The organism is Kocuria sp. CPCC 205260 (genome assembly GCF_040981045.1).
Classification (GTDB): domain Bacteria; phylum Actinomycetota; class Actinomycetes; order Actinomycetales; family Micrococcaceae; genus Kocuria; species Kocuria palustris.
Genome location: NZ_JAVKPT010000002.1, coordinates 281,235 through 302,688 on the forward strand (window position 1 = coordinate 281,235; position 21,454 = coordinate 302,688).

The 21,454-nt window shown below is 69.8% G+C and carries 22 protein-coding genes, 1 pseudogene and 1 riboswitch; of the genes and pseudogenes, 6 read left to right on the forward strand and 17 right to left on the reverse strand.

Annotation, left to right across the window (positions count from 1 at the left end):
* Window positions 1–71: 71 nt before the first annotated feature.
* The 6 genes from RF645_RS05985 to RF645_RS06010 are packed head-to-tail and all read right to left on the reverse strand — an operon-like array spanning window position 72 to window position 5,130.
* Window positions 72–956, reverse strand: coding sequence for a prenyltransferase (locus RF645_RS05985; protein WP_368818757.1), 885 nt, complete (start codon window positions 954–956; stop codon window positions 72–74).
* Entirely contained in the window at window positions 953–1,285 is a 333-nt protein-coding gene (locus RF645_RS05990; RefSeq protein WP_368818758.1) for a lycopene cyclase, read from the reverse strand. The genes RF645_RS05985 and RF645_RS05990 overlap by 4 nt, the downstream gene beginning before the upstream one ends.
* Window positions 1,282–1,623, reverse strand: a complete 342-nt coding sequence (locus RF645_RS05995; RefSeq protein WP_368818759.1) for a lycopene cyclase domain-containing protein — start codon at window positions 1,621–1,623, stop codon at window positions 1,282–1,284. Before RF645_RS05995 ends, RF645_RS05990 begins: the two co-directional genes overlap by 4 nt.
* Window positions 1,620–3,167 (reverse strand): phytoene desaturase family protein, encoded by a 1,548-nt coding sequence (gene crtI, locus RF645_RS06000; protein WP_368818760.1) that lies wholly within the window; start codon window positions 3,165–3,167, stop codon window positions 1,620–1,622. Before crtI ends, RF645_RS05995 begins: the two co-directional genes overlap by 4 nt.
* Window positions 3,164–4,015: a phytoene/squalene synthase family protein gene (locus tag RF645_RS06005; protein ID WP_368818761.1), complete on the reverse strand. Its 852-nt coding sequence runs from the start codon at window positions 4,013–4,015 to the stop codon at window positions 3,164–3,166. The genes crtI and RF645_RS06005 overlap by 4 nt, the downstream gene beginning before the upstream one ends.
* Window positions 4,012–5,130: a polyprenyl synthetase family protein gene (locus RF645_RS06010; RefSeq protein ID WP_368818762.1), complete on the reverse strand. Its 1,119-nt coding sequence runs from the start codon at window positions 5,128–5,130 to the stop codon at window positions 4,012–4,014. The genes RF645_RS06005 and RF645_RS06010 overlap by 4 nt, the downstream gene beginning before the upstream one ends.
* A gap of 65 nt (window positions 5,131–5,195) precedes the next feature.
* Here RF645_RS06010 and RF645_RS06015 point away from each other — a divergent pair, with 65 nt between their 5' ends.
* On the forward strand, window positions 5,196–5,723 hold the full coding sequence (locus tag RF645_RS06015) for a MarR family winged helix-turn-helix transcriptional regulator (protein WP_206390516.1): 528 nt from the start codon (window positions 5,196–5,198) through the stop codon (window positions 5,721–5,723).
* A gap of 71 nt (window positions 5,724–5,794) precedes the next feature.
* Here the strand turns inward: RF645_RS06015 and dnaB are convergent, their stop codons facing one another.
* Together dnaB and RF645_RS06025 are read right to left on the reverse strand one after the other, a co-directional pair.
* A complete protein-coding gene (gene dnaB / locus RF645_RS06020) occupies window positions 5,795–7,609 on the reverse strand; it encodes a replicative DNA helicase (protein ID WP_268144837.1) in 1,815 nt (604 codons plus the stop codon).
* Between the two features lie 387 nt (window positions 7,610–7,996).
* The gene (locus RF645_RS06025) at window positions 7,997–8,398 is read right to left on the reverse strand and encodes a hypothetical protein (protein WP_251714265.1); all 402 of its coding nucleotides are present in this window, start codon (window positions 8,396–8,398) and stop codon (window positions 7,997–7,999) included.
* A gap of 106 nt (window positions 8,399–8,504) precedes the next feature.
* On the opposite strand from RF645_RS06025, the gene RF645_RS06030 reads away from it, so the two are divergent.
* From RF645_RS06030 to RF645_RS06045, 4 genes are all read left to right on the forward strand, one after another.
* Window positions 8,505–9,083 carry a MarR family winged helix-turn-helix transcriptional regulator gene (locus RF645_RS06030; protein WP_206390513.1) on the forward strand — a complete coding sequence of 193 codons (579 nt, stop codon included), beginning with the start codon at window positions 8,505–8,507 and terminating at the stop codon, window positions 9,081–9,083.
* Between the two features lie 203 nt (window positions 9,084–9,286).
* Entirely contained in the window at window positions 9,287–10,429 is a 1,143-nt protein-coding gene (locus RF645_RS06035) for an LLM class flavin-dependent oxidoreductase (protein ID WP_368818763.1), read from the forward strand.
* Window positions 10,426–11,088 carry an FMN reductase gene (locus RF645_RS06040; protein WP_053448131.1) on the forward strand — a complete coding sequence of 221 codons (663 nt, stop codon included), beginning with the start codon at window positions 10,426–10,428 and terminating at the stop codon, window positions 11,086–11,088. The genes RF645_RS06035 and RF645_RS06040 overlap by 4 nt, the downstream gene beginning before the upstream one ends.
* Before the next feature lie 138 nt (window positions 11,089–11,226).
* A riboswitch (TPP riboswitch) is annotated at window positions 11,227–11,319 on the forward strand.
* Window positions 11,311–12,015, forward strand: a complete 705-nt coding sequence (locus tag RF645_RS06045; protein ID WP_082331108.1) for a hypothetical protein — start codon at window positions 11,311–11,313, stop codon at window positions 12,013–12,015. Its footprint overlaps the riboswitch before it by 9 nt.
* A gap of 25 nt (window positions 12,016–12,040) precedes the next feature.
* Here the strand turns inward: RF645_RS06045 and RF645_RS06050 are convergent.
* The 9 genes and pseudogenes from RF645_RS06050 to RF645_RS06090 all read right to left on the reverse strand — a co-directional run.
* Window positions 12,041–13,063: pseudogene (locus RF645_RS06050) on the reverse strand (MMPL family transporter); the annotation flags it as partial.
* Between the two features lie 374 nt (window positions 13,064–13,437).
* Complete coding sequence (gene rplI / locus RF645_RS06055; protein ID WP_006214360.1) at window positions 13,438–13,887, reverse strand: 50S ribosomal protein L9; 450 nt, start codon at window positions 13,885–13,887, stop codon at window positions 13,438–13,440.
* A gap of 18 nt (window positions 13,888–13,905) precedes the next feature.
* The gene (gene rpsR, locus RF645_RS06060; RefSeq protein ID WP_006214361.1) at window positions 13,906–14,142 is read right to left on the reverse strand and encodes a 30S ribosomal protein S18; all 237 of its coding nucleotides are present in this window, start codon (window positions 14,140–14,142) and stop codon (window positions 13,906–13,908) included.
* Between the two features lie 113 nt (window positions 14,143–14,255).
* Window positions 14,256–14,864, reverse strand: coding sequence for a single-stranded DNA-binding protein (locus RF645_RS06065; protein ID WP_006214362.1), 609 nt, complete (start codon window positions 14,862–14,864; stop codon window positions 14,256–14,258).
* 125 nt (window positions 14,865–14,989) lie between these two features.
* On the reverse strand, window positions 14,990–15,337 hold the full coding sequence (rpsF, locus tag RF645_RS06070; protein WP_024289509.1) for a 30S ribosomal protein S6: 348 nt from the start codon (window positions 15,335–15,337) through the stop codon (window positions 14,990–14,992).
* 197 nt (window positions 15,338–15,534) lie between these two features.
* The gene (locus tag RF645_RS06075; protein WP_368818764.1) at window positions 15,535–16,731 is read right to left on the reverse strand and encodes a hypothetical protein; all 1,197 of its coding nucleotides are present in this window, start codon (window positions 16,729–16,731) and stop codon (window positions 15,535–15,537) included.
* Window positions 16,728–17,984 carry a glycosyltransferase 87 family protein gene (locus RF645_RS06080; RefSeq protein WP_235444542.1) on the reverse strand — a complete coding sequence of 419 codons (1,257 nt, stop codon included), beginning with the start codon at window positions 17,982–17,984 and terminating at the stop codon, window positions 16,728–16,730. Before RF645_RS06080 ends, RF645_RS06075 begins: the two co-directional genes overlap by 4 nt.
* Window positions 17,977–19,401, reverse strand: coding sequence for a glycosyltransferase family 87 protein (locus RF645_RS06085; protein WP_368818765.1), 1,425 nt, complete (start codon window positions 19,399–19,401; stop codon window positions 17,977–17,979). The genes RF645_RS06080 and RF645_RS06085 overlap by 8 nt, the downstream gene beginning before the upstream one ends.
* The gene (locus tag RF645_RS06090; protein WP_081749196.1) at window positions 19,398–20,807 is read right to left on the reverse strand and encodes a CCA tRNA nucleotidyltransferase; all 1,410 of its coding nucleotides are present in this window, start codon (window positions 20,805–20,807) and stop codon (window positions 19,398–19,400) included. The genes RF645_RS06085 and RF645_RS06090 overlap by 4 nt, the downstream gene beginning before the upstream one ends.
* A 112-nt stretch (window positions 20,808–20,919) precedes the next feature.
* Here RF645_RS06090 and RF645_RS06095 point away from each other — a divergent pair, with 112 nt between their 5' ends.
* Complete coding sequence (locus RF645_RS06095) at window positions 20,920–21,420, forward strand: NUDIX hydrolase (RefSeq protein WP_024289504.1); 501 nt, start codon at window positions 20,920–20,922, stop codon at window positions 21,418–21,420.
* Window positions 21,421–21,454 lie beyond the last annotated feature (34 nt).

A 21,454-nucleotide genomic window follows, 5' to 3' on the forward strand; every position in this document is an offset into this window, starting at 1 on the left:
GCCCCTGCGATCTGCGGTGCACAGTCCCTCTCCGCCATGTTCCCGAACCGCGGGCAGCCCCTCCCGGCAGATCACCGGCCCCACGCGATCCACAGCAGCAGGAGCGTCAGCAGGAACCCCGTGACCATGTTCAGCCACAGGAAGCGCCGCCAACCGCGGCGCGCCACCTCGCAGCGCTCATCGGGCACGTCATGGAACGGGAGGATGCTCACCAGGTACGGCACGACCAGCAGTCCGGCCAGCGCCGCGGGCCAGTCCGCCGCGGCCATCACGAGCCCGGCTGCGGCGTAGAGCCCGATCGCCAGCCGGACGGTCCTGCGAGCGCCGAGAGCCGTGGCGATCGACCCGATCCCCGCTTCCCGGTCGGCGATCACATCCTGCACCGCCCCGAAGGCCTGGGAGGCCATGCCCCACAGGAAGAACGCGAGCAGGGAGACGGCGGCCGTCGTCGTCAGGGGCGCGCCCGTCAGCGCCAGGCCGAAGGCCGCCGGGCCCACGAAGTGGGCGGACGACGTCATGGAGTCCAGCACGGGACGCTCCTTGAACCGCATGCCAGGGGCGGAATATGCCACGACGGCCACCAGGGTGACCACCAGGACCGCCGCTGATGCCCAGGACCCCCACCAGAGCAGCGCGAGCACGAACGGAACCGGCAGCAGGCAGGCCCACCACAGCGTCAGCCGGTGCCAGCGGGAGGCCAGCACGATGCCCTCGACCCCGCCCTTGCGGGGATTGCGCAGATCCGATTCGTAGTCGAAGACGTCGTTGATGCCGTACATCAGCAGGTTGTAGGGGATCAGGAAGAAGACCGTCCCCACCACCAGCTCGGCGGTGAGTCCTCCACCGGCCATCAAGTAGGCGGCCGCGAACGGATACGCGGTGTTGACCCAGCTCAGCGGGCGGGAGGCGCCCACGAGCTGCCGGGCGGCTGCCGTCGTCCCCTCGGTGCGCGTCATCGGCCGCTCCTCTCCCGTTCGCCGTCATCCGCCGGCCGAGCGAGAAGCTCCCACAGGGACGGCAGCAGCAGACCGGCCGCAATCGGCCAGGCCAGGTCCTCGATCGGTGCCAGGCCCACGAACCAGCCGTGCAGCTGCGCCTCGTCGTAGCGGAAGAGGTCCACCGCGATCATGAGGCTGTCGAACACGACGGTCAGCAGCAGCAGGCCGAGGATCGTCAGGGCCGTCGTCACCCACCAGGCAGCCCCGAGGCGTCGCCGCCAGGAGACCAGGCCCGCCACGACGGCCGTCGCGGCCACGAACAGCGCGGCGAGGACGGCATAGGTCATCGCGCACCCTCCTTCGGCAAGGCCCGAGAGCGATCGGCGGCCAGCGCGATCAGTCCCCGCAGCACGAGCGTGAGGTAGCAGAGGAAAGTGATGAAGACGATCTCCTCCAGGGGCAGCTCGGGCGCCAGCATGACCCCGGTCATCGGCCCCTGGCCCTTGCCGTAGTGCCCCGAGGCGATGGCCGCGAGATCCCACAGCAGGAAGACCGCGATCCCTGCAATGACGGTGAGCGCGCCGGCTCGCGGCGCCCGCCACAGCACCAGATGGAAACGGCGGTCGAGCAGTGCCATGCAGCTGGTCGAGATCAGCAGGGCGCCCAGGTAGATCAGCCCCGTCATGACAGCTCCCGCGCGATCCGGTCTGCGACGATCTCGGCGCTGATCAGGCACATGGGCAGCCCGATCCCCGGGATCGTGCTCGACCCGGCGTAGTAGAGCCCGTCCACCTTCCGAGAGCGGTTGCCGGCGCGGAACATGGCGCTCTGGCCGAGGGTGTGCGCCGGACCGAGCATGCTGCCTCGCCAGGCCCCCAGGTCCTCGGAGAAGTCCGCAGGGCCCACGGTGCGGCGCACCACGATGCGCTGGGCCAGGTCCTCGTGGCCGGACCAGCGAGCCACCTGGTCGATCGCGGCATCGGCGATGGCCTCGATCCGCGGATCACCGCCGCCGTCGATCCCTCCACGCCCCAGCTGCGGGTCGGCAGGCATGGGCACGAGCACGAACAGGTTCTCCTGACCCGCCGGCGCAGCCGACGGGTCGGTGGCCGAGGGCCGGCACACGTAGACCGAAGCAGGCTCCGGCACGCGACCGTCCGCGATGGCGGCGAAGTTGCGCCGCCAGTCCCGCGTGAAGAACAGGCTGTGGTGCGGCATCCGCTCCAGCGCACCGTCTACACCCAGCATCACGAGCACCGCGCCCGGACCGCTGGTGCGCCGGGTCCACCAGGATTCGGGGTAGGTCTGCAGGTGCTCGGGCAGCATCGTGGTCTCCGTGCGGTGCAGATCGGCCGTGGACACGACGACGTCTGCCGCCAGATCCCGCTCAAGACCCTCGGCATCGCGGAAGCGCACCCCCGTCGCCTGCGCGCTTGTCCCGCGACGGCCCCCTGCGCCCGTGCGGATCTCGGTGACCTCCGCCCCGGTGTGCAGCCGGGCACCAGCAGCCCGGGCCAGTCGCTCCAGGACGGCCATGAGCTCGCCGAAGCCGCCCTGCGGGTAGAGCACCCCGCCCGTGAGATCCATGGCGCTCATCAGGTGGTACAGCGCAGGCGTCCTGTCCGGCGAGGACCCCAGGAAGACGGCGGGATAGCCCAGGACCTGACGCAACCGCGGGTCCCGGAATCGTCGCGCCGTGAAGCGCTCGAGTGACTGCAGCAGCAGCGGGCCGAGCCGATGCGCCGATCCCAGGACGCGGCGATCCATGAAGGGCCGCAGCGAATCAAAGGACGTGTAGAGGAAGCGGGCCAGCGCCAGCTCGTAGGTGGAGCGAGCGGAGTCCAGATAGCGCTCCAGGACCCGGCCGGCACCGGGCTCGATCTCCTCGAACCGCTCGATGTTGGTCCGGACATCGGCCGCGATGTCCAGCGGCTCGTCGTGGCCCTCGAAGAACACCCGGTACCCCGGATCGAGCTGCTGCAGATCCAGCTGCTCGTCGACGCTCGTGCCCATCAGCTCGAAGAACCGCTCGAAGACCTCCGGCATCAGGTACCACGAGGGCCCGGTGTCGAAGCGGAAGCCGTCAGCCTCCCACGTTCCGGCTCGGCCGCCGAGGGCCCCCCGCGCTTCCAGCAGGTCCACGGACCAGCCGCGCCGGGCCAGCAGCGCGGCCGTGGCCAGCCCCGAGATGCCCCCGCCGACGACCACAGCCCGACGTTCCCGGCTCATGGGCGGCCTCCCAACGCACGCACGATGATGACCGCCTTGCGCGCATCGGGCACCCGGATCCTGGTGCGCCGGATCTGCGCGGCAGGGGTGCGGCGCAGGCGCCGTGAGAGCTCGGCGAACAGCCCGTGCGCAGCACGGACCGCCCGGCGGCTGTCGGGAGGCAGCTGGGCTATCGCCTCGGCAGCCACCGCCAGGTCGGCATCGATGTCATCCAGCAGCTCGTCGCGCCGGCTGTCGGTGAACGCCTCCGGATCCAGGCCGGGGAAGTACGTCCGCCCCAGCAGGTCGTGATCATCGGCCAGATCCCGCAGGAAGTTGATCTTCTGGAAGGCAGCGCCCAGCCGCTGCGCCCCGGGAGCCAGCCGCTCGTAGGCACCGCCGTCCGCCCCCAGGAAGCAGTGCAGGCACATCAGCCCGATCACCTCGGCGGAGCCGTATACGTAGTCGTCCAGGCTCTCGTCGTCGTGGGTGCGCAGTCCCAGATCGGCGCGCATGGAGGCGAAGAACGGGCGGATCAGCTCCGGACCGATGCCCCGCCGTCGTGCCACGGAGGCGAAGGCCTGGACCACCAGATTGGCGCTGCGCCCGTGCTGCAGGGCTCGGAGCGTGTCGGCCTCGAGCTCCTCCAGCAGCTCGGACCGCAGCTGCGGGCTCAGGCCCGGATCCGGGTCATCGACGATCTCATCGGCCACGCGCACCAGTGCGTAGAGGCTGCGGATCTCCGAGCGAGTCGGCTCGGCGAGCAGTCGCACGGCCCACCCGAAGGACGTCGAATAGCGGCCGATCACCTCGGCGGCACTCGCCGCGGCCACCCGGTCGTAGCGCGACACCGGCCTCACCGCCGTCATGACGCCTGCTCCCGAAGCGGAGCCGCACCGAACTGACCTTCAGCGCTGTGCGTCGTCATGGCTGAGGAGGCCGATGCCCTGACTCGCTCGATCAGCTGGGCCACCACGGCTTCCAGCTCTGCCGGGACGGCAGGTCGAGCTGCCAGGTGCAGAGCCTCCTCGAGCTGCTGGTCGGCCAGATCCTGGACGGCGCGCCGGGCACCGCACCCGGTGAGCAGATCACGGGCTCGATCGGCCTGCTCCTCGCCCAGCTCCGGGTCCCCGATCAGCGCGCTGAGTTCCGTCCAGCACGACGTGCCTCGAGCCAGGGCCAGCAGCGCAGTGGGCTTTGCCTCGCGAAGGTCGGAGATCACGGTCTTGCCGGTCAGCTCCTGGCGGCCGAAGACCCCCAGGAGGTCGTCCAGCAGCTGGAACCCGATGCCGACCAATCGCCCGATCACAGCCAGCTTCTCAAGCAGCTCCCACGGAGCATCGGCCAGGACGGCCCCGACCTGCATGGGCAGCTGGAAGGAGTAGGCGCTGGTCTTGAGCTCAGCCACCCGGAGAGCGTCCTGGAGCTGCAGCGCCTGCCCCTCGCCGACCCGGCTCAGGCGCACGTCCGCCAGCTCGCCGGATGCCGTGGCGTGGACCGCCTCCTCCAGCAGCTCGAGCAGCTGCTCGGTCTGGGCGGCCGAGGCGCCGCTGCGGGCCATCAGGCGCAGGGCCGAGACCAGCGCCAGATCACCGGCCAGGATCCCTGCGGCGGAACCCTGCCGCTGTGCCGCTGCCGCGCTCGCACCCGTCCTCCGGGCCTGCACCTCGAAGGCTCCGGAGACGTTCGGCCGCCCGCGGCGAGTGTCGTCGCCGTCGATCACATCGTCATGGACCACGAACGCGGTGTGCAGCATCTCGACCGCCGCAGCAGCACTGGCGACAGACTCGTACCGAGTGCCTCCAAGGGCCGCATGGACGGCGATGACGAGGTCGGGGCGCAACCCCTTCCCACCTCGGGCGGCTTCATCGAGCGCGCCCCACAGCTGTCCGTGCTCAGGCCCGAGACGTGCGGAGCGCTCCCCACCGCGCCTCCACACTTCCTGCAGCTCGCGCTGCACGGTTGTCGGCTTCTGCTGACTCATCACGTGGGCCAGCCTCGCACAGAAAAGCTAGCCTGCCTAGATAACTATTCAGATACCCTTCGCCCATGACCCGGCCCCCAGAGCAGGGGTCGTCGAGCGACTCCTACTGGTACGACGATTCCGCCCCCGAGCGCGAGCTTCTGCGCGCCATGCGACGCCTCCAGCGCGCCCGTCGCCTCATGCATCACCGGGCCACCGCCGAGATGGAGCTGAACCCCACCGATCTGAAGGCTCTGCAGCTGATCATCGCCGGCGAGCGCGCCGACGACCCCCTCACCGCCTCCGCCCTGGCCGCCGAGCTGGGGATCTCCACCGCCTCCACCGCCAAGCTGCTCAACCGCCTGACCAGCACGGGTCACCTCCGACGCGTGCGCCACCCCCGCGACGGGCGATCTGTGACCGTGATCGCCCAGCCGCTGGCCCACGAACGCGTCCGGGTTGTGATGACGCAGCCCCATGACCGGATGCTCGAGGCGGCCCGACGGGTCCCCGAGGAGTCCAGGCAGGCGGTGCTCGACTTCCTGGCGGACATGACTCAGGCCTTCGAAGGGACCGGAGAGCCGCCGCACCAGGCCGCGGACCGCAAGATCTGAGGATCCGGGCTGAACACAGGTCGGCCCTGACCACGGATGACCTCAAGGGCTCCCAGGAGGCGGCCTCCGGATCAGAACCCCTCGTTCGCCATGTTCGCGAAGCGGGAGTAATGGCCCTGGAACGCCACCACGATGGTCTTGGTGGGGCCGTTACGGTGCTTGGCCACGATCACGTCCGCCTCGCCTGCGCGCGGCGACTCCTTGTCGTAGACGTCATCTCGGTGCAGAAGGATCACCATGTCGGCATCCTGCTCGATCGAGCCTGATTCGCGAAGGTCCGAGACCATCGGCCGCTTGTCCGTGCGCTGCTCGGAACCACGGTTCAGCTGCGACAGCGCGATCACGGGGACGTCGAGCTCCTTGGCCAGCAGCTTCAGCGCTCGCGAGAACTCCGAGACCTCCTGCTGGCGCGACTCGACCTTCTTGCCCGAGCTCATCAGCTGCAAGTAGTCGAGCACCACGAGCTTCAGATCGTGCTTCTGCTTCAGGCGGCGGCACTTGGCGCGGATCTCCATCAGCGACATGTTCGGGGAGTCGTCGATGAACAGCGGCGCCGAGTCCAGCTTGCCCATGGTGGAGGCGATCTTGCCCCACTGCTCGTCCTGCAACGTGCCCTTGCGCAGGTCCTGCAGGTTGAGGGTGGCTTCGGCCGAGAGGATCTTCAGGGCGATCTCGTTGCGCGCCATCTCCAGCGAGAAGATCGCGGTGGTCATGTTGTGCTTGATCGCCGCCGAGCGAGCGATATCGATGGCGAACGTGGAGTTGTGCGTGGGGATGAACGTCCGTCCCGCCAGGAACAAGTGCTCCGGATGATCGACCTGCAGGCACCGGACCGGGACCGAGGCCACCGACTCCACGGCGACGATCGCCCGCTCGGTTCCCGGCTCAATGCCGCCGTCATGGCACAGCGGGATTCGGGCGTCATCCGGAATGCGCACGAGGTGGCGCTGCGAAGAGGCCGCGATCTGCCCCGTGGTCACCACGCTGGCCGAGCCCGCATCAGCCGCACCGGCTCCGACAAGCACGGCAGTCCGCGTATGCGTCAGCCACTGGTGCTCCTCATCGGCGATGATCTCGCTGCCGTCGTCGAAGCTGACCCGGTAGCAGGGCCGGTCGAGCATCACGTCGGTCGCGGCGCTCACCCGCGTGGGAGTGCCGTCGACGGCCAGGACGAGGTCGCCGACGGAGATCTCCCCCATGGTCGTCCACCCGGTGGGCGTGGGGATGGGGGTGTCCAGCGCGAGCGCCTTGCCCATGGCCGGCCTGGCCGCGATCACGATCATCTGCCCGCCCTGCAGACCGTGGGTCAGCTCGTCGAACTCGACGAATCCGGTGGGCACGCCCTGCATGCCGGAGCGGCCGCCAGCGTCCTCGATCTCCTGGACGGTGGACTCCACAACGTCCTTGAGGACCACGTAGTCCTCGGAATTGCGCCGCTCGGCCACCGTCATGATCTCGGACTGGGCCTCGTTGACCAGGACCTCGACCTCGCCGTCCTGCGAGTAGCCGAGCTGGACGATCTTGGTGCCGGCGGTGACCAGGCGGCGCAGCACGGCGCGCTCCTGGACGATCTCGGCGTAGAACCCGGCATTGGCCGCGGTGGGAACCGACGAGATCAGCGAGTGCAGGTAGGCCGGCCCGCCCGTCCTCTCGAGCTCGCCGCGCTTGGTCAGCTCGTCGGCCACGGTGATGGCGTCGGCGGGTTCGCCCTTGCCGTAGAGGCTCATGATGGCCTCGTAGATGGACTCGTGCGCCGGCTTGTAGAAGTCGTTGCCGCGCAGCACCTCCACGACGTCCGCGATGGCGTCCTTGGACAGCATCATGCCGCCGAGCACGGACTGCTCGGCGACGTTGTCGTAGGGGGGAGTGCGGATCTCTTCGGACACGACGGGGCCTTTCCAGCGCTGACTGCAGCCAGGACGACGACGGCCGCCCGGCCCGCCCATTCTGGCCCACCGAGCCGACGTCATAAGCCGCTCGGCCGGAACGCTTGCAATGACATGCGCGGGCTTTATCCACTGATTGTGGATAACTTGTGGATGCCCTGTGGGGCGCGCCGTGCAGGACTGTGCGCAACCGGTGCAGATCTCCCTGCCAGCTGTGGATATCCACAGGCTCAGACTTCGTGAACGAAGGATGAATCACCAGGTCAGAGTGTGATTCCAGGGTTTCTCCACGGCGTGTGCACAACTCTCCACAGGCCGTGTCCACACGAGACGTAGGCATTCCCACAGGGCTGTGTCGTCGTGCGTCGCCCGGCTCGGCAACCGAGCTCAGGACCCCATGGCCAGCTGCAGCAGCAGCATGAGAGTGGCCGGGCTGATCAGCACCGAGAGGATCATCACGATCACATTCCAGGGCCTGTGCCGCCGATAGGAGATCGTGCTGGCCAGCGCAGTGAGGAACGCCCCCACCTCCGCCAGCGTGGCCACGATCAGCCCCCCGAAGAACGTGAGGGTCATGGCCACGCCGGAACCGGTGTTGCCCAGCCCGAAGCCCGCCACGAAGGCCGCGAGCCCCACGATCCACAGGATGACGGCGATCGGCAGCAGCCGCGGCTCGGCCTTGCCCTTGCGGCGCTTCCGCTGCGCAGAGGCAGGCGCGGCGGAGAAGCGACCCGCTCCTGACCGGGCGGCGGCGGGCTGACGTCGGGCGCTGCGGGAACTGGGGAACATGGCGGACATGGTGCCATCACCTGCTGGATGCCGGCTCACGTGAAAGTGAGCGGCAACCCGCAGCCACTCACTGATGACGCGTCACGTTTGTCGCTATCCTGGGGGCATGACGACGGCACCCGACACCGAACCCCGCAGCCTCCCCTCAGACGCCGACGAGCCCGGGGACTCCCCCTCGACGACAGCTGGCACGGGCGGCGCCGGCGACGGCGTCGACTGGCTGTCCGCACATGAGGAGACCGTCTGGCGCCGCTGGCTTGCCGTGAGCAGCCGCATCCCCGCCGCCCTGTCCTCGCAGCTGCAGTCCGATTCCGGCCTGTCGCTTCAGGACTACGACGTCCTGGTCATGCTCAACGACAGCGAGAGCTCCTCCTGCCGGATCACCGAGCTCGCCGGGCTGCTGGACTGGGAGCGCTCGCGCATGTCCCACCACCTCACCCGGATGGAGAAGCGCGGCCTGATCGCCCGCTCAGCCGCCCCGGACGACGGTCGGGCGCAGCTCGCACAGCTCACCGAAGCCGGTCGCCAGGCCCTGGCCGCAGCCGCCCCGGGCCACCTGGGCGCCGTGCGCAGGTCGTTCTTCGACGCCCTCGATGCACAGGACATCGAGGACCTGGACCGCATCACCTCCCGGATCGCCCGCAAGCTCGACATCCGCCGCCCGGACTGCGCACCGATCGACTGACCCGCGCAGGCCGGCTGCCGCCCTGCGCGGACACGGCCTGGCGCATCACGACGACAGCGCGTTCGTCGTTCCCGCCGTCCCTCGAGCACGGCGGACCTAATGGTTGACATGTCACCTACATCGACGCATACTGTTCCGTGAAACGTCACGCGATGACCAGACATCTCCGGCTCATCGCGATGCGCACCCAAGGAGCGAGCACCATGCAGTTCGGCATCTTCACCATCGGCGACGTCACCCCGGACCCCACCACCGGCAAGGCGCCGTCCGAAGCTCAGCGCATCCAGTCGATGACCAAGTACGCCCTGAAGGCGGAGGAGGTCGGTCTGGACGTCTTCGCGACCGGCGAGCACCACAACCCGCCGTTCGTGCCGTCCTCGCCCACCACGCACCTGGCCTACATCGCCGCCCAGACCGAGCGGCTGCGCTTCTCCACGGCCACCACGCTGATCACCACGAACGACCCCGTGAAGATCGCTGAGGACTACGCCTTCCTCCAGCACCTCTCCGGCGGTCGTGTGGATCTCACCATGGGCCGTGGCAACACCGGTCCGGTCTACCCCTGGTTCGGCAAGGACATCCGCCAGGGCATCCCGCTGGCCATCGAGAACTACCACCTGCTGCGCAAGCTGTGGCGCGAGGAGGTCGTGAACTGGCAGGGCAAGTTCCGCACCCCGCTCAACAGCTACACCTCCACCCCGTGGCCGCTGGATGACACCCCGCCCTTCGTGTGGCACGGCTCGATCCGCTCCCCGGAGATCGCGGAGCAGGCCGCCTATTACGGCGACGGCTTCTTCCACAACCACATCTTCTGGAACATCGAGCACACCGCCTCGATGGTGAACCTCTACCGCCAGCGCTTCGAGCACTACGGCCACGGCGCCGCCGACCAGGCGATCGTGGGCCTGGGCGGCCAGATCTTCGCCGCTGAGACAGAGGCCGAGGCCAAGCGGGTCTTCCGCCCGTACTTCGACAACGCGCCGGTCTACGGCCACGGCCCGTCGCTCGAGGACTTCTCGCGGATGACCCCGCTGACGGTCGGCACCCCGGATCAGATCGTGGAGCACTACCTGGGCTACGCGGATCAGGTGGGCGACTACCAGCGCCAGATGTTCCTGCTGGATCACGCCGGCCTGCCCGAGGAGGTGGTCCTGGAGCAGATCGAGATCCTCGGCCGGGAGATCGCCCCGCGCCTGCGCGAGGGCTTCGAGGCACGTCGCCCGGCGCACGTGCCCTCAGACCCGCCCACCCACGAGACCCTGCGCGCCCAGGGCCCGGACTCCAAGCACCGCCAGGTCATCAACGCGCAGCCGCAGGACGAGCAGAAGGAGGATGAGCAGCGATGACCCGCCAGCTCGTCGTCGTCTCGGCGGGGCTGTCCTCGCCGTCGTCCACCCGCCTGCTGGCGGACCGGATCGCCCAGGCCGTCGAGTCCCGGGTCGGCGCCCGGGGCGAGGCCCTGGAGGTCCACCACGTGGAGCTGCGGGACCTGGCCCTGCCGCTGGCGCAGGCCATGACCACGGGCGGGCTGCCCGATCCGCAGCTCGACGAGGTCAAGCGCCTGGTCGCCCAGGCCGATGGGCTGGTGGCGGTCACGCCGATCTTCCGGGCCTCCTACTCGGGGCTGTTCAAGATGTTCTTCGACGTCCTCGACGACGAAGCGCTGATCGACCTCCCGGTGCTCATCGCCGCGACGGCCGGCACCCCGCGCCACAGCCTGGTCCTGGACCACGCGCTGCGCCCGCTGTTCTCCTACTCGCGGGCGGTCGTGCTGCCCACGGGCGTGTTCGCCGCGACCGATGACTTCGGCTCCGGGGACACCGGAGGCCTGGAGTCGCGGATCGCTCGAGCCGCCTCCGAGATGGCGACGGCACTGGTGGCCGAGTCCGCCGGGGTGGAGGGCTTCCTGCCCACCGAGCCCGCGCGGGCGCCACGTCGCAGCGGCGTGGACCTGGGTCCGGTCACGAACTTCGCGAGCCTTCTCAAGGGCCACGACGGCTCCTGACGGGCTGGCCGAGCTCTCGGAGGACCCATAGGCCGCCTGACCTGCTCATATGTCGAATGTGCCATATGAGCAGGTCTCGTCTCTCACAGCGGAACCGGCTGCCGCCCTGTCGGCATCCGATCCTGCCGCCTACACTGGGCTGCGGACACGGGGTGCGCCGCCGGCGCTGAGATCAGACCCGTGGAACCTGCTCCAGCTCGCACTGGCGAAGGGATGTCCCTGATGAGCTCCACCTCGAACATCGCCCCCCAGCCCGCCGTCGAAGCGGCCGGTCCATGGACGCAGTCGCTGTGGGACGCCGGCGCGCAGACGGCAGCCGAGATCCAGGACTCGAGATTCGTGCGCGCCCTGCTGGACGGAACCCTTGACGACGCGCGGTTCACGTTCTACCTCGCCCAGGACGCCCTGTATCTGGCCGGCTACGCCCGGGCCCTGGCGGCTCTGTCCGCACGCTGCGATCACGCCCCGGACCAGCTCGCGTGGGCACAGGCCTCGGTCGGCTGCCTCACGGAGGAGGCCCAGCTGCACCGCACCTGGATGGCCGCCCGTCCGGAGGCCGCCGACGAGCCCGCCAGCACCGTCACCGCGGCCTACACGGACTTCCTGCTGGCCGCCGCCCTGGGACAGGACCGAGCTGTCGGCGCTGCTGCAGTGCTCCCCTGCTTCTGGCTCTACGCCCAGGTCGGAGCCTGTCTGCCGACCGTGGAGCCGGATCACCCGTATGCCGCATGGCTGGAGACCTACCGCGATCCCGAGTTCGTGGCTGCAACCGCTGCAGCCCTGGAGCGCGTCGAGCGGGAGCTCGCACAGAGCTCGGAATCAGGCCGTGCGGCAGCACAGCGGGCCTATCTGGCAGGCTGCCGCCACGAGCTGGCGTTCTTCGATCAGGCCCTGACTCAGGATCAGTCGGAGATCATCCCGCGCTGAGAGCGCGGACCGACTGACGGGACCCTCACCACGGTCCCTTCCGGTGCCGCGGCGCCGTGTCGGCCACATGGCGGCCGCGGCGTCGTCGGGCCGACGGCGACGTGATGTGATCCCCGAACTCCTCCGGCTCGCGCTGCGCCAAGGGGCCCGTATGCGGATCCTCGGGGGCCTCCGCCAGCCCGATCCGATCGTGCAACCACCGCAGCGGGGCCGGTGCCCACCAGTTGGCCCGCCCGGCGATCCGCATGAACGCGGGCACCAGGACGCCGCGCACCAGGGTCGCATCGAGCAGGATCGCGAACGCCGTACCCAGGCCGAACAGCTGCATGAAGCTCACCTGGCTCGTCCCGAAGGCCGCGAACGACACCGAGAGCACCAGCGCCGCGAGTGTGTTGATGCGCCCGGTGTGCGCGAGCCCCTCCACGACCGCCATGCGGTTGCTGCCCGTCTGCTCCCACAACTCCTTCATGCGCCCGATCAGGAACAGCTCGAAGCCCACCGACAGCCCGAAGGCGATGCAGAACAGCAGCACGGGCATGGACATGTCCAGCGGGCCCCGCGTGAAGCCCAGGAACCCGGAGAGCCAGCCGTGCTGGAACACGAGCGTCACCACGCCCAGCACCGCCGGCAGGAGCACCAGCGTGATGGGCACGGCGATGTGCTCGGCCAGCCCCAGGTCCTTGATCACCTGCTGGCTGTTCGAGGCGATCATGGGCGCGGAGCCGCCCACCAGCACCTCGGTGCCGTCGCCGCGCTCCTGGCTCAGCTGGTCCACGAGCTCCGTGGAGATCTCAGTCTGCTCGGCCAAGGTGCCCTCGATGTGCGCGACGACCATGCCCGTGCGGCCGTCGTCAGAGCTCAGCGGGTCGCTCATGCCGGGATCGCTGAAGGCATGGACGGACACGATGCCGTCGTGCTCGCGCAGATCCGCGGCGATCTCCTCCCCCACGTCAGCGGAGTCGGCTGCCTGGGAGCCTTCGGGGGCTCGGACCAGGACGACGAGGCTCGCCTCCCCGCCGACCTCTTCGTGCACGATCTGCTGTGCCCTGGCGGATTCCGAGGTCGGGTCGGCGTAGCCGCCGCCGGGAACGTAGCACGGGAGACGACGCCGGCGTCGGTGCTGGTCGGCGCAGAAGTCGGCCGTCCTGGGGACGGGTCATGCGCCCGCAGCAGATCCGCGCCGCGCCCGTGCCCCGAGGGCCGGGAACAGATGCGAGATCACCGCGCAAGGGACCACATCAGGGCCTGCCCTGTGTCGCTGCGCAGGGCCGTCGTCGTCATCCGCCGAACGGTGACCTGTCAGGGGCAGAGCCGCCCCCCGCCGGCGCCCGACAGGCCCGGCAACGACGATGAGCCGCCGCCCCGGAAAGGGGCGACGGCTCGTCGGTCAGGCGTGCCGTGCAGGACGGCTCACCCGAAGGATCAGGCGGGGACGACCTCGAACTCGATGTTCGCGTTGACGTCCTCGTGCAGGCGCACGGTGGCCTGGTAGGTGCCGACGGTGCGGACCTGCTCGCGGATCTCGACCTTGCGCTTGTCGATCTCGCCCAGGCCGGCGGCCTTGACGGCGTCGGCGACCTGCTCGGCCTTGATCGAGCCGAACAGACGGCCCTCGGCGCCGGCCTTGGCCGGGACCGTGACGGTGGCCGAGGTCAGCGAGGCCGCCAGGGCCTGCGCGTCCTCGAGCGAGGCGAGCTCACGGGCCGCACGAGCGGCCTTGATGGACTCGATCTGGCGCTCGGCGCCCTTGGACCACTGGGTCGCGAAGCCGCGGGGGAAGAGGTAGTTGCGGGCGTACCCGTCCTTGACCTCGACCACGTCACCGGCGGAACCGAGGTTGGAGACCTCGTGCGTCAGGATGATCTTTGCCATGAGTGTGTTCCTTTCCGATCAGCGGCCGGAGCCGGCGTAGGGGAGCAGGGCGACCTCACGGGCGTTCTTGACGGCCTGGGCGATCTTGCGCTGCTCCTGGACGGAGACGCCGGTCACGCGACGCGCGCGGATCTTGCCGCGGTCGGAGATGAACTTGCGCAGCAGCGCAACGTCCTTGTAGTCGATCTCGGTGACGCCTGCGGCCTTGAGCGGGTTCGCCTTCGGCTTGGGCTTGCGAATCTCATGCTTCGCCATCGTGGTGCTCCTTCTGAAGCGTGGAGCCCGCAGTGCTCTGCGGGATGGAAATGTGTTGTGTCTCCCGGTTCTGCGCCGGGTAGGTGCGAGGGCTCAGGCGCTCGGGCCGCCGATCAGAACGGCGGCTCGTCGTCCTGTCCGGTGCCCCAGTCGTAGCTGCCGCCGGCGGACTGGCCCCAGGGATCGTTCTGCGGGGCCGCCTGCTGGCGCCCACCGCCCTGACCGCCCTGGTTGTAGCCGCCGGAGGACTGGCCGCCGCGGTTGCCGCCGAAGCCGCCCCCGCCGCCATTGTCCCAGCCGCCGGAGCCGCCGGACTGCTGTCCGCCGCCGCTGAAACCGCCGCCGGACCCGCCTCCGCGGGACTGGCGGTTGACCTTCGCCGAGGCGAAGCGCAGCGACGGGCCGATCTCATCGACGTCGAGCTCCATCACGGTGCGGCGGTCGCCTTCCTTCGTGTCGAAGGACCGGGACTTGAGCCGCCCTTGGGCGATGACGCGCATGCCCTTCTGCAGCGTCTCGGCGACGTTCTCCGCCGCCTCGCGCCACACCGAGCAGCGCATGAACAGCGTCTCGCCGTCCTTCCACTCGTTGGACTGGCGGTCGAACTGGCGCGGGGTCGACGCGATCGTGAAGTTCGCGACGGCCGCACCCGACGGCGTGAAGCGCAGCTCGGGCTCAGCGGTCAGATTGCCGATGATGGTGATGATGGTGTCGCCGGCCATGGGACTCTCCTTCCGGAGAACTCGCGGTGATGGGGCTGGTGCTCCCCCATCCTCCTCCGCCGCCCAGGACGGAGTCGGTGGGATCGCACCCGATGCAGCTCGCGCCGTCACCGGCGCCGATCTGCTCAGGCCTCGGCGGTCTCGGCGACGGGCTCGCCGTTGACGTCGTGGTGCGGGTGGATCCGCTGCTCCTCGGGGCGGATGATCTTGGTGCGCATGATCGCCTCGTTGAGGTTCAGCACACGGTCGAGCTCCTGCGAGGTAGCGGGCTCGGCGTGGAAGCGCACGACGGCGTAGATGCCCTCGGACTTCTTCTGGATCTCGTAGGCGAGACGGCGGCGACCCCAGATGTCGATGTTGTCGACGGTGCCGTTCTCACGGGTGACGACCTCGAGGAACTTCTTCAGGGTCGGCTCGACCGCGCGGTCGTCGACCTCCGGGTTGATGATGACCATCAGCTCGTATTCGCGCATGGAAAGAACCCACCTCCTTCGGGCTGGAACGGCTGCGGTCTCTCCGCAGCAGGAGGTTCAATGCGAGTCTGCGGCAGTCGGCCCCGACGGGGCCCTGTTCGCACAGACTGATCGACTGTACACCACCGCCGACCCGGGGTCCATGGCCGCTGCGGCATGCGACGGGCCCTCAGCGCCCGCCCGCTGCGGGGAGGCCCTCAGCGCAGCGCGACGTCGATCTCGGCGTCCCTGCCGTCGGAGGTGACGTCCACATGCACGGGGAAGCTGACGATCTCCTCGACCCTCTTGCCGTCTTCCAGGTAGGACAGCCGAGCCTCCGCCTGCGCCGTCTCGTCGGCGACCCAGTCGAGCTGCGAGTCGGAGTCCTCCTCGGCGACCAGCCACAGCGGCGGCCGCGAGACCAGCTCCCACTCGACCTCGGAGATCTCGGCCCCTGCCTTGGGATCCTTCAGATCGGATTCGGGGACCTCGATCTCCGCGTTGTCCGCGGCATCGGCGCGGGGCACGCCTCCCTCCGCCCAGCGGCGCGAGGCCGGGCATGCGTCGGGGCTCACGGAGGTCGAGTCCATGCAGCTCTCGACGCTGCGGACGATCTCCTGGTCCACCTCGGCCCACAGCTGCGGGGAGGGCTCCAGCTCCACGACGACCTCCTGCGGCTGCGGATCGCCGACCAGGACCTCGGCCGGATCGATCGGCTCGGCCAGGACGTAGTCGTCGCCTCGGGGCAGATCCACGGCGAACCTCCCCGGCAGGGCCTCCCACTGCCACTTGCCCCCGGCGCCGTCGGCCACGGTGCGATCCTCGGGGTCCAGACGGATCCGCTCGCCGTTGATCGAGAGGTCCCGGATCCCGGGAGCAGCCACCGTCAGCGTGCTGGCATCCACGCCGTCCATCTCCCAGCTGTCGTTGAGGGGCCCGGTGCGCCGGACCTGGTGCACCGACCAGGTGTGCTCCTCGCCCTGCTCGGCGCCCTCCGGGACCTGCCCGTCCGGCCAGCGCACCGAGGCGGTGACCTGGGCCCGATCGCCGTCGCGATGGACGTCCACGATCTCCCAGGAGCTGATCCGTCCCTCGGCCTGCCTGTATGCCGCATTCGGCATGCTCTCGGCGCCGGTCCCGCCCCGTGAGTCGCCGAACAGGGCGAGGGCCTGGCGCGAGCGTCCGTCGACCATGGCGTCGAGCCAGTCCTCGACCGGCTCCTCCGGGTCGCGATCCACCATGAACCAGTTCAGGGCGGTGCCGCCGGCGCTGATGAGCAGGACCACGACGATCAGCCAGGTCCACAGCGACCGGCGCAGGCGTCGGCGGCGCCGCTGCTCGGCGGGACCGAGCTCCTGGACGTCCTGATCGAGCTCGGGTTCTGCCTCTGCGGAGGCGCCGACCTCTTGGCTCATGCGTTCCTCGCGGCCACACCGATCTGGGTCGCACGGCGGCCTCGCTGCATGTCCACGGCGACGATGACGATGAACCAGATCAGGAACAGGTAGCGCGCCGCGGCCAGCAGGGCCTGCGGCGACCAGCCCCAGTCGCCGAACAGCGGCTGGGTCTCCCAGGCCCCGGCCGGGGCGTTCATGGTGGCCCAGTAGCCGATCTCCACGGCCTGCCACAGGAAGAACTCGAGCCAGCTGCGCCTGGCCAGGATCACCAGCGGGACGAGCCACACGGACTGCAGCAGCGACCAGTCCCGGCTGAAGAGCAGGAAGACGGCCAGCAGCATGAGCAGCACCTGGACGATGCTCGGCTCCTTGCCGGCCAGCACGCTCACCAGCAGCACCGCCACGACCCCGAGCAGGATCGCGATCATGGAGATCTGGTCCAGGTTCGCGGAGTCGATCGACAGTCCGGTGGCCGGTGCGCCCAGGGCGTTCCACACGCTCCAGCCGGAGTCGCTCGAGACCGGCGAGCGCATGGTCTCGCCCATGCGCTCGCGCCAGCGGTCGAACTCCTGGACCATGAACGGCCCGTTGACCATGGCGAAGACGATCAGCGAGACCACGAGCGCGCTGATGAAGTCGCCCAGGTAGCGGTAGCGCGCGGCCAGGAACAGGATGGCGATCAGCACGAGCAGCGGCAGGAAGCTGACCGTGGCGCCGAGCCCGATCCACACGCCGGCGACTCCCGGCGAGCCCCGGATGTAGGAGGCGACCGCGAGCATCATGAACATCACGGCCCACAGGTCCCAGGAGGTGAATCCGACCAGCAGGACGGTGGGCGCGAAGGCCAGGACCACGGGGTCCGAGGGCTGCTTGCCGGACAGCGAGGCGACCGCGGTGATGGTCACGACCCACACGAGGGCCGTGAGGAAGACGGTGAGGTCCAGGACCGTGTTCGGGGTGATCTCGAAGCTGAAGGCCTCGGCCAGACCAGTGGTCATCCAGCCCAGGATCGACGTGAACATGCCCACGACGATCGGCTGATCGCCCGTGGGGCCTCCCGTGAAGAAGCCGGAGAGCATGCCCCCGGGCGTCACGGAGAGGTCGCCGGGCTGCAGCTCGGCGGCGCACAGGCCCGGGAAGCGGGAGTCGACGCTCCACTCCGGCACGCGGCACGGGACCCGCAGCAGGAAGGAGAGCAGCACGGCCAGGATGCCGAGCACGAAGAGCACGAGACCGTTGGTCCCGCGCCTGCCGGGGCGTCCGTCAGCCATGGCGTCCTGCCCCTCCTGCTCGGGTGTCTGGTTCCCCGGCGGTGGTCAGCGGCCGCGCAGGGAAGGATCCGGCACTGCGATCCGCGCTCAGGATAGCCGGGGAGGACCCGGTCTCGGCGGCGCTCCCGCCGATCCGGTCCGGGTCGTAGGCCGGCAGGCCGCGCAGGAGGCGCACGACCACCCGGGCGCACAGCCACACCACGGCCAGGATGTGCAGCACGACGGCCGCGGCATAGAAGCGGCCCATCGCCTCCGCATTCGGCTGATCCGCGACCATCGAGTACAGCCAGGTGAAGACCGCGATCCAGTGCGCGACCTCGATGACCTGCCACACCGCGTACTCCCGCAGCCGGGGGGCGGCCAGGATCACCAGCGGGACGAGCCAGAGCACGAACTGCGGGGAGTAGACCTTGTTGGTCAGCACGAAGGCGGCCACGATCAGCAGGGACAGCTCCGCGAGGGTGGGCTCGCGCCTGGCTTTCAGCCCGAGCACCAGGACTCCCGCGCAGCACAGGGCGAACACCCCGTAGGCGATCACGTTGAGCGACTCCGCCGCCAGCGGCTGCGCGCCCAGCTCCGGCGCCCACACGACGTTCCACACGTGGTAGATCGACGAGAACCCGGCACCGCGCTCACCCGAGAAGCTCCAGAACCAGCTCCACTGCTGGCGGTCCCACAGGGCGAAGGGCACGTTGACGACCACCCATGCGACGACGGCCGAGACGACCGCCATGACCGCCGGGCGCAGCTCGCGCCGGCGCAGCGCCAGCACGATCACCGCCCCGAGCATCACGAACGGCCACAGCTTCAGAGCCGTGCCCAGTCCCAGCAGCACGCCGCCGACGGCCCAGCGGCTGCGCTGGAAGGCCAGAAGCGCGGCTACCGAGGTCAGCACCGGCCACAGATCCCAGTTGATCAGGGCCGTGGCGGCCACCGCCGGGGAGACGGCCAGCGCCGCGGTGTGGACCGTGGAAGTGCCCATGGCCGCGACCATCACCACGACGGCGAGCCACACGAGCAGCAGCAGCGCGGCATTGAGATCGAAGTAGATGTTCTGCACCGTCGGCACGGGCAGCCCCTCGCCCAGGCCGTAGGCGGCACGACCCGTCGCCGTGGCGATCAGGCTCTGCAGAAGCGGGTACTCCAGCAGCGCGGAGGGATCCTGCGACAGGTAGGCGAAGCTCCCGTCGGACATCCCCCGGGTCGTGAACAGGTAGCCGATGTCGGAGTAGCAGACGAGCTGCTGGGTGTGCGCCCCGTTCCACCCCAGCTGATGGCACGAGAAGCGCAGCAGCCAGGCCACGATCATGGTCCAGGTGCCGAGCCCGAGCAGCAGCCACAGCCACTGCCCGGAGCGCATGCCGCGCGGCGACCGCCAGCCCCTCCGGCCCGTCTCGGACTGCGCGGGTGCGCTCACTGGCTCTCCCACCAAGCCCTCAGCCGCTTCTCGGCCTCCTCCTCACCCAGAGAGCCCTCGTCCAGGCGCAGCTCGAGCAGGTGCTTATAGGCCTTCCCCACCTGCGGCCCCGGGGGGATGCCCAGGATCGCCATGATCTGCTCGCCGTCGAGGTCGGGGCGCATGGACTCCAGCTCCTCCTGATCGGCCAGCTGCGCGATCCGCTGCTCGAGCTCGTCGTACGTCCGCGCCAGGCGCGCGGCCTTGCGGCGGTTGCGGGTCGTGACGTCAGAACGGGTGAGGCGGTGCAGGCGCTCGAGCTGGGGGCCGGCGTCGCGCACGTAGCGGCGCACCGCGGAATCGGTCCACTCGGCGTCGCCGTAGCCGTAGAAGCGCATGTGCAGCTCGACCAGGCGGGTGACGGCGGCGATCGTGTCGTTGTCGAAGCGCAGCGCCTTCATGCGCTTCTTCACGATCTTGGCCCCCACCGTCTCGTGGTGGCGGAAGGTGACCGCGCCGTCCGGGCCGAAGCGCCGGGTCGCTGGCTTGCCGACGTCGTGCAGCAGCGCCGCCAGCCGCAGGACCAGGTCCGGGCTCGGCACGGGGCCGTCGGGGCCGGTCTCCAGCTCCGCGGCCTGCTCCATCACGGTCAGCGAGTGCTGGTAGACGTCCTTGTGATGGTGGGCCTCGTCGGTCTCGAGCTTCAGCGCGGGCACCTCCGGCAGCACGACGTCGGCCAGGCCGGTGTCGACCATGATCTCCACCCCGCGGCGCGGGGCCCTGCCGCACAGGAGCTTGATCAGCTCCTCCCTCACGCGCTCCGCCGAGACGATCTCCAGACGCTGCGACATCTCCGTCATGGCCGCCAGGACCTCCGGGGCGACCTGCAGGTCGAGCTGGGAGGCGAAGCGGGCTGCGCGCATCATGCGCAGGGGGTCGTCGTCGAACGACGAGTGCGGGGAGCCCGGGGTGCGCAGCACGCCGGCGGCCAGATCTCGCACGCCTCCGTGGGGATCCACCAGCTCCATCGACGGCAGCCGCAGCGCCATCGCGTTGATCGTGAAGTCGCGCCGGACCAGGTCGTCCTCGAGGGAGTCCCCGAAGGCGACGATCGGTTTGCGGGAGGAAGGGTCGTAGGCCTCCGCCCGGTACGTGGTGATCTCGAGCTGCTGATCCCCTCGACGCATCCCGATCGTGCCGAAGTCGCGGCCGATCTCCCACGTGGCATCCGCCCACCCGCGCACCGCCGCCAGGGTCTGATCGGGGGTGGCATCCGTGGTGAAGTCCAGGTCCGTGGCGACCCGGCCCAGGAAGAGATCGCGCACGGGGCCGCCCACGAGGGAGAGGTCGTGGCCGGCATCGGCGAAGCGGCGGCCCGCCTCCAGGACGACGGAGGGGACGGCGGAGGTGTCGAGCTGCTGGGTCATCACGCCCATCATTCCAGACCCCCGGCCTCTGCCCTGCGGGGACGCGTCGCGGACCGCCGGGGGACGTCGGCGGCTCCGCCCGTTCCCAGACTCAGCCGTTAGTGTTGAGCGCATGGCTTTCCCCGTACCCAGCGCACCCAAGAGACGGCCCTCCGGGCCCGTCGCTGCGCTGCCCACGGTGGAAGAGGTCTCGGCCGGCGGCATCGTCGTCGACTTCGACTCACCTGATCTGCCGGTGGCGATCATCGCCCGGATCAACCGCGGAGGGCGCCTGGAGTGGTGCCTCCCCAAGGGCCACCCGGAGAACGAGGAGACGGACGGCGTCGCCGCTGTCCGAGAGATCGAGGAGGAGACCGGGATCGCCGGGAGGGTGATCTCTCCGCTGGGCAGCATCGACTACTGGTTCTCCGTCTCGGGGCACCGCGTGCACAAGACCGTGCACCACTTCCTCCTGGAGGCGGTGGGCGGCGAGCTGACCACCGAGAACGATCCCGATCACGAGGCCGTGGATGTCGCGTGGGTCAAGATCGACGACCTCGGCCGCCGCCTGTCCTTCCCGAACGAGCGGCGCATCGCAGACATCGCCCGCGAGTTCATCATCCACCAGCTCTGAACCCCCGCTTCGGGCGCCTCACCACGGGCTGCCC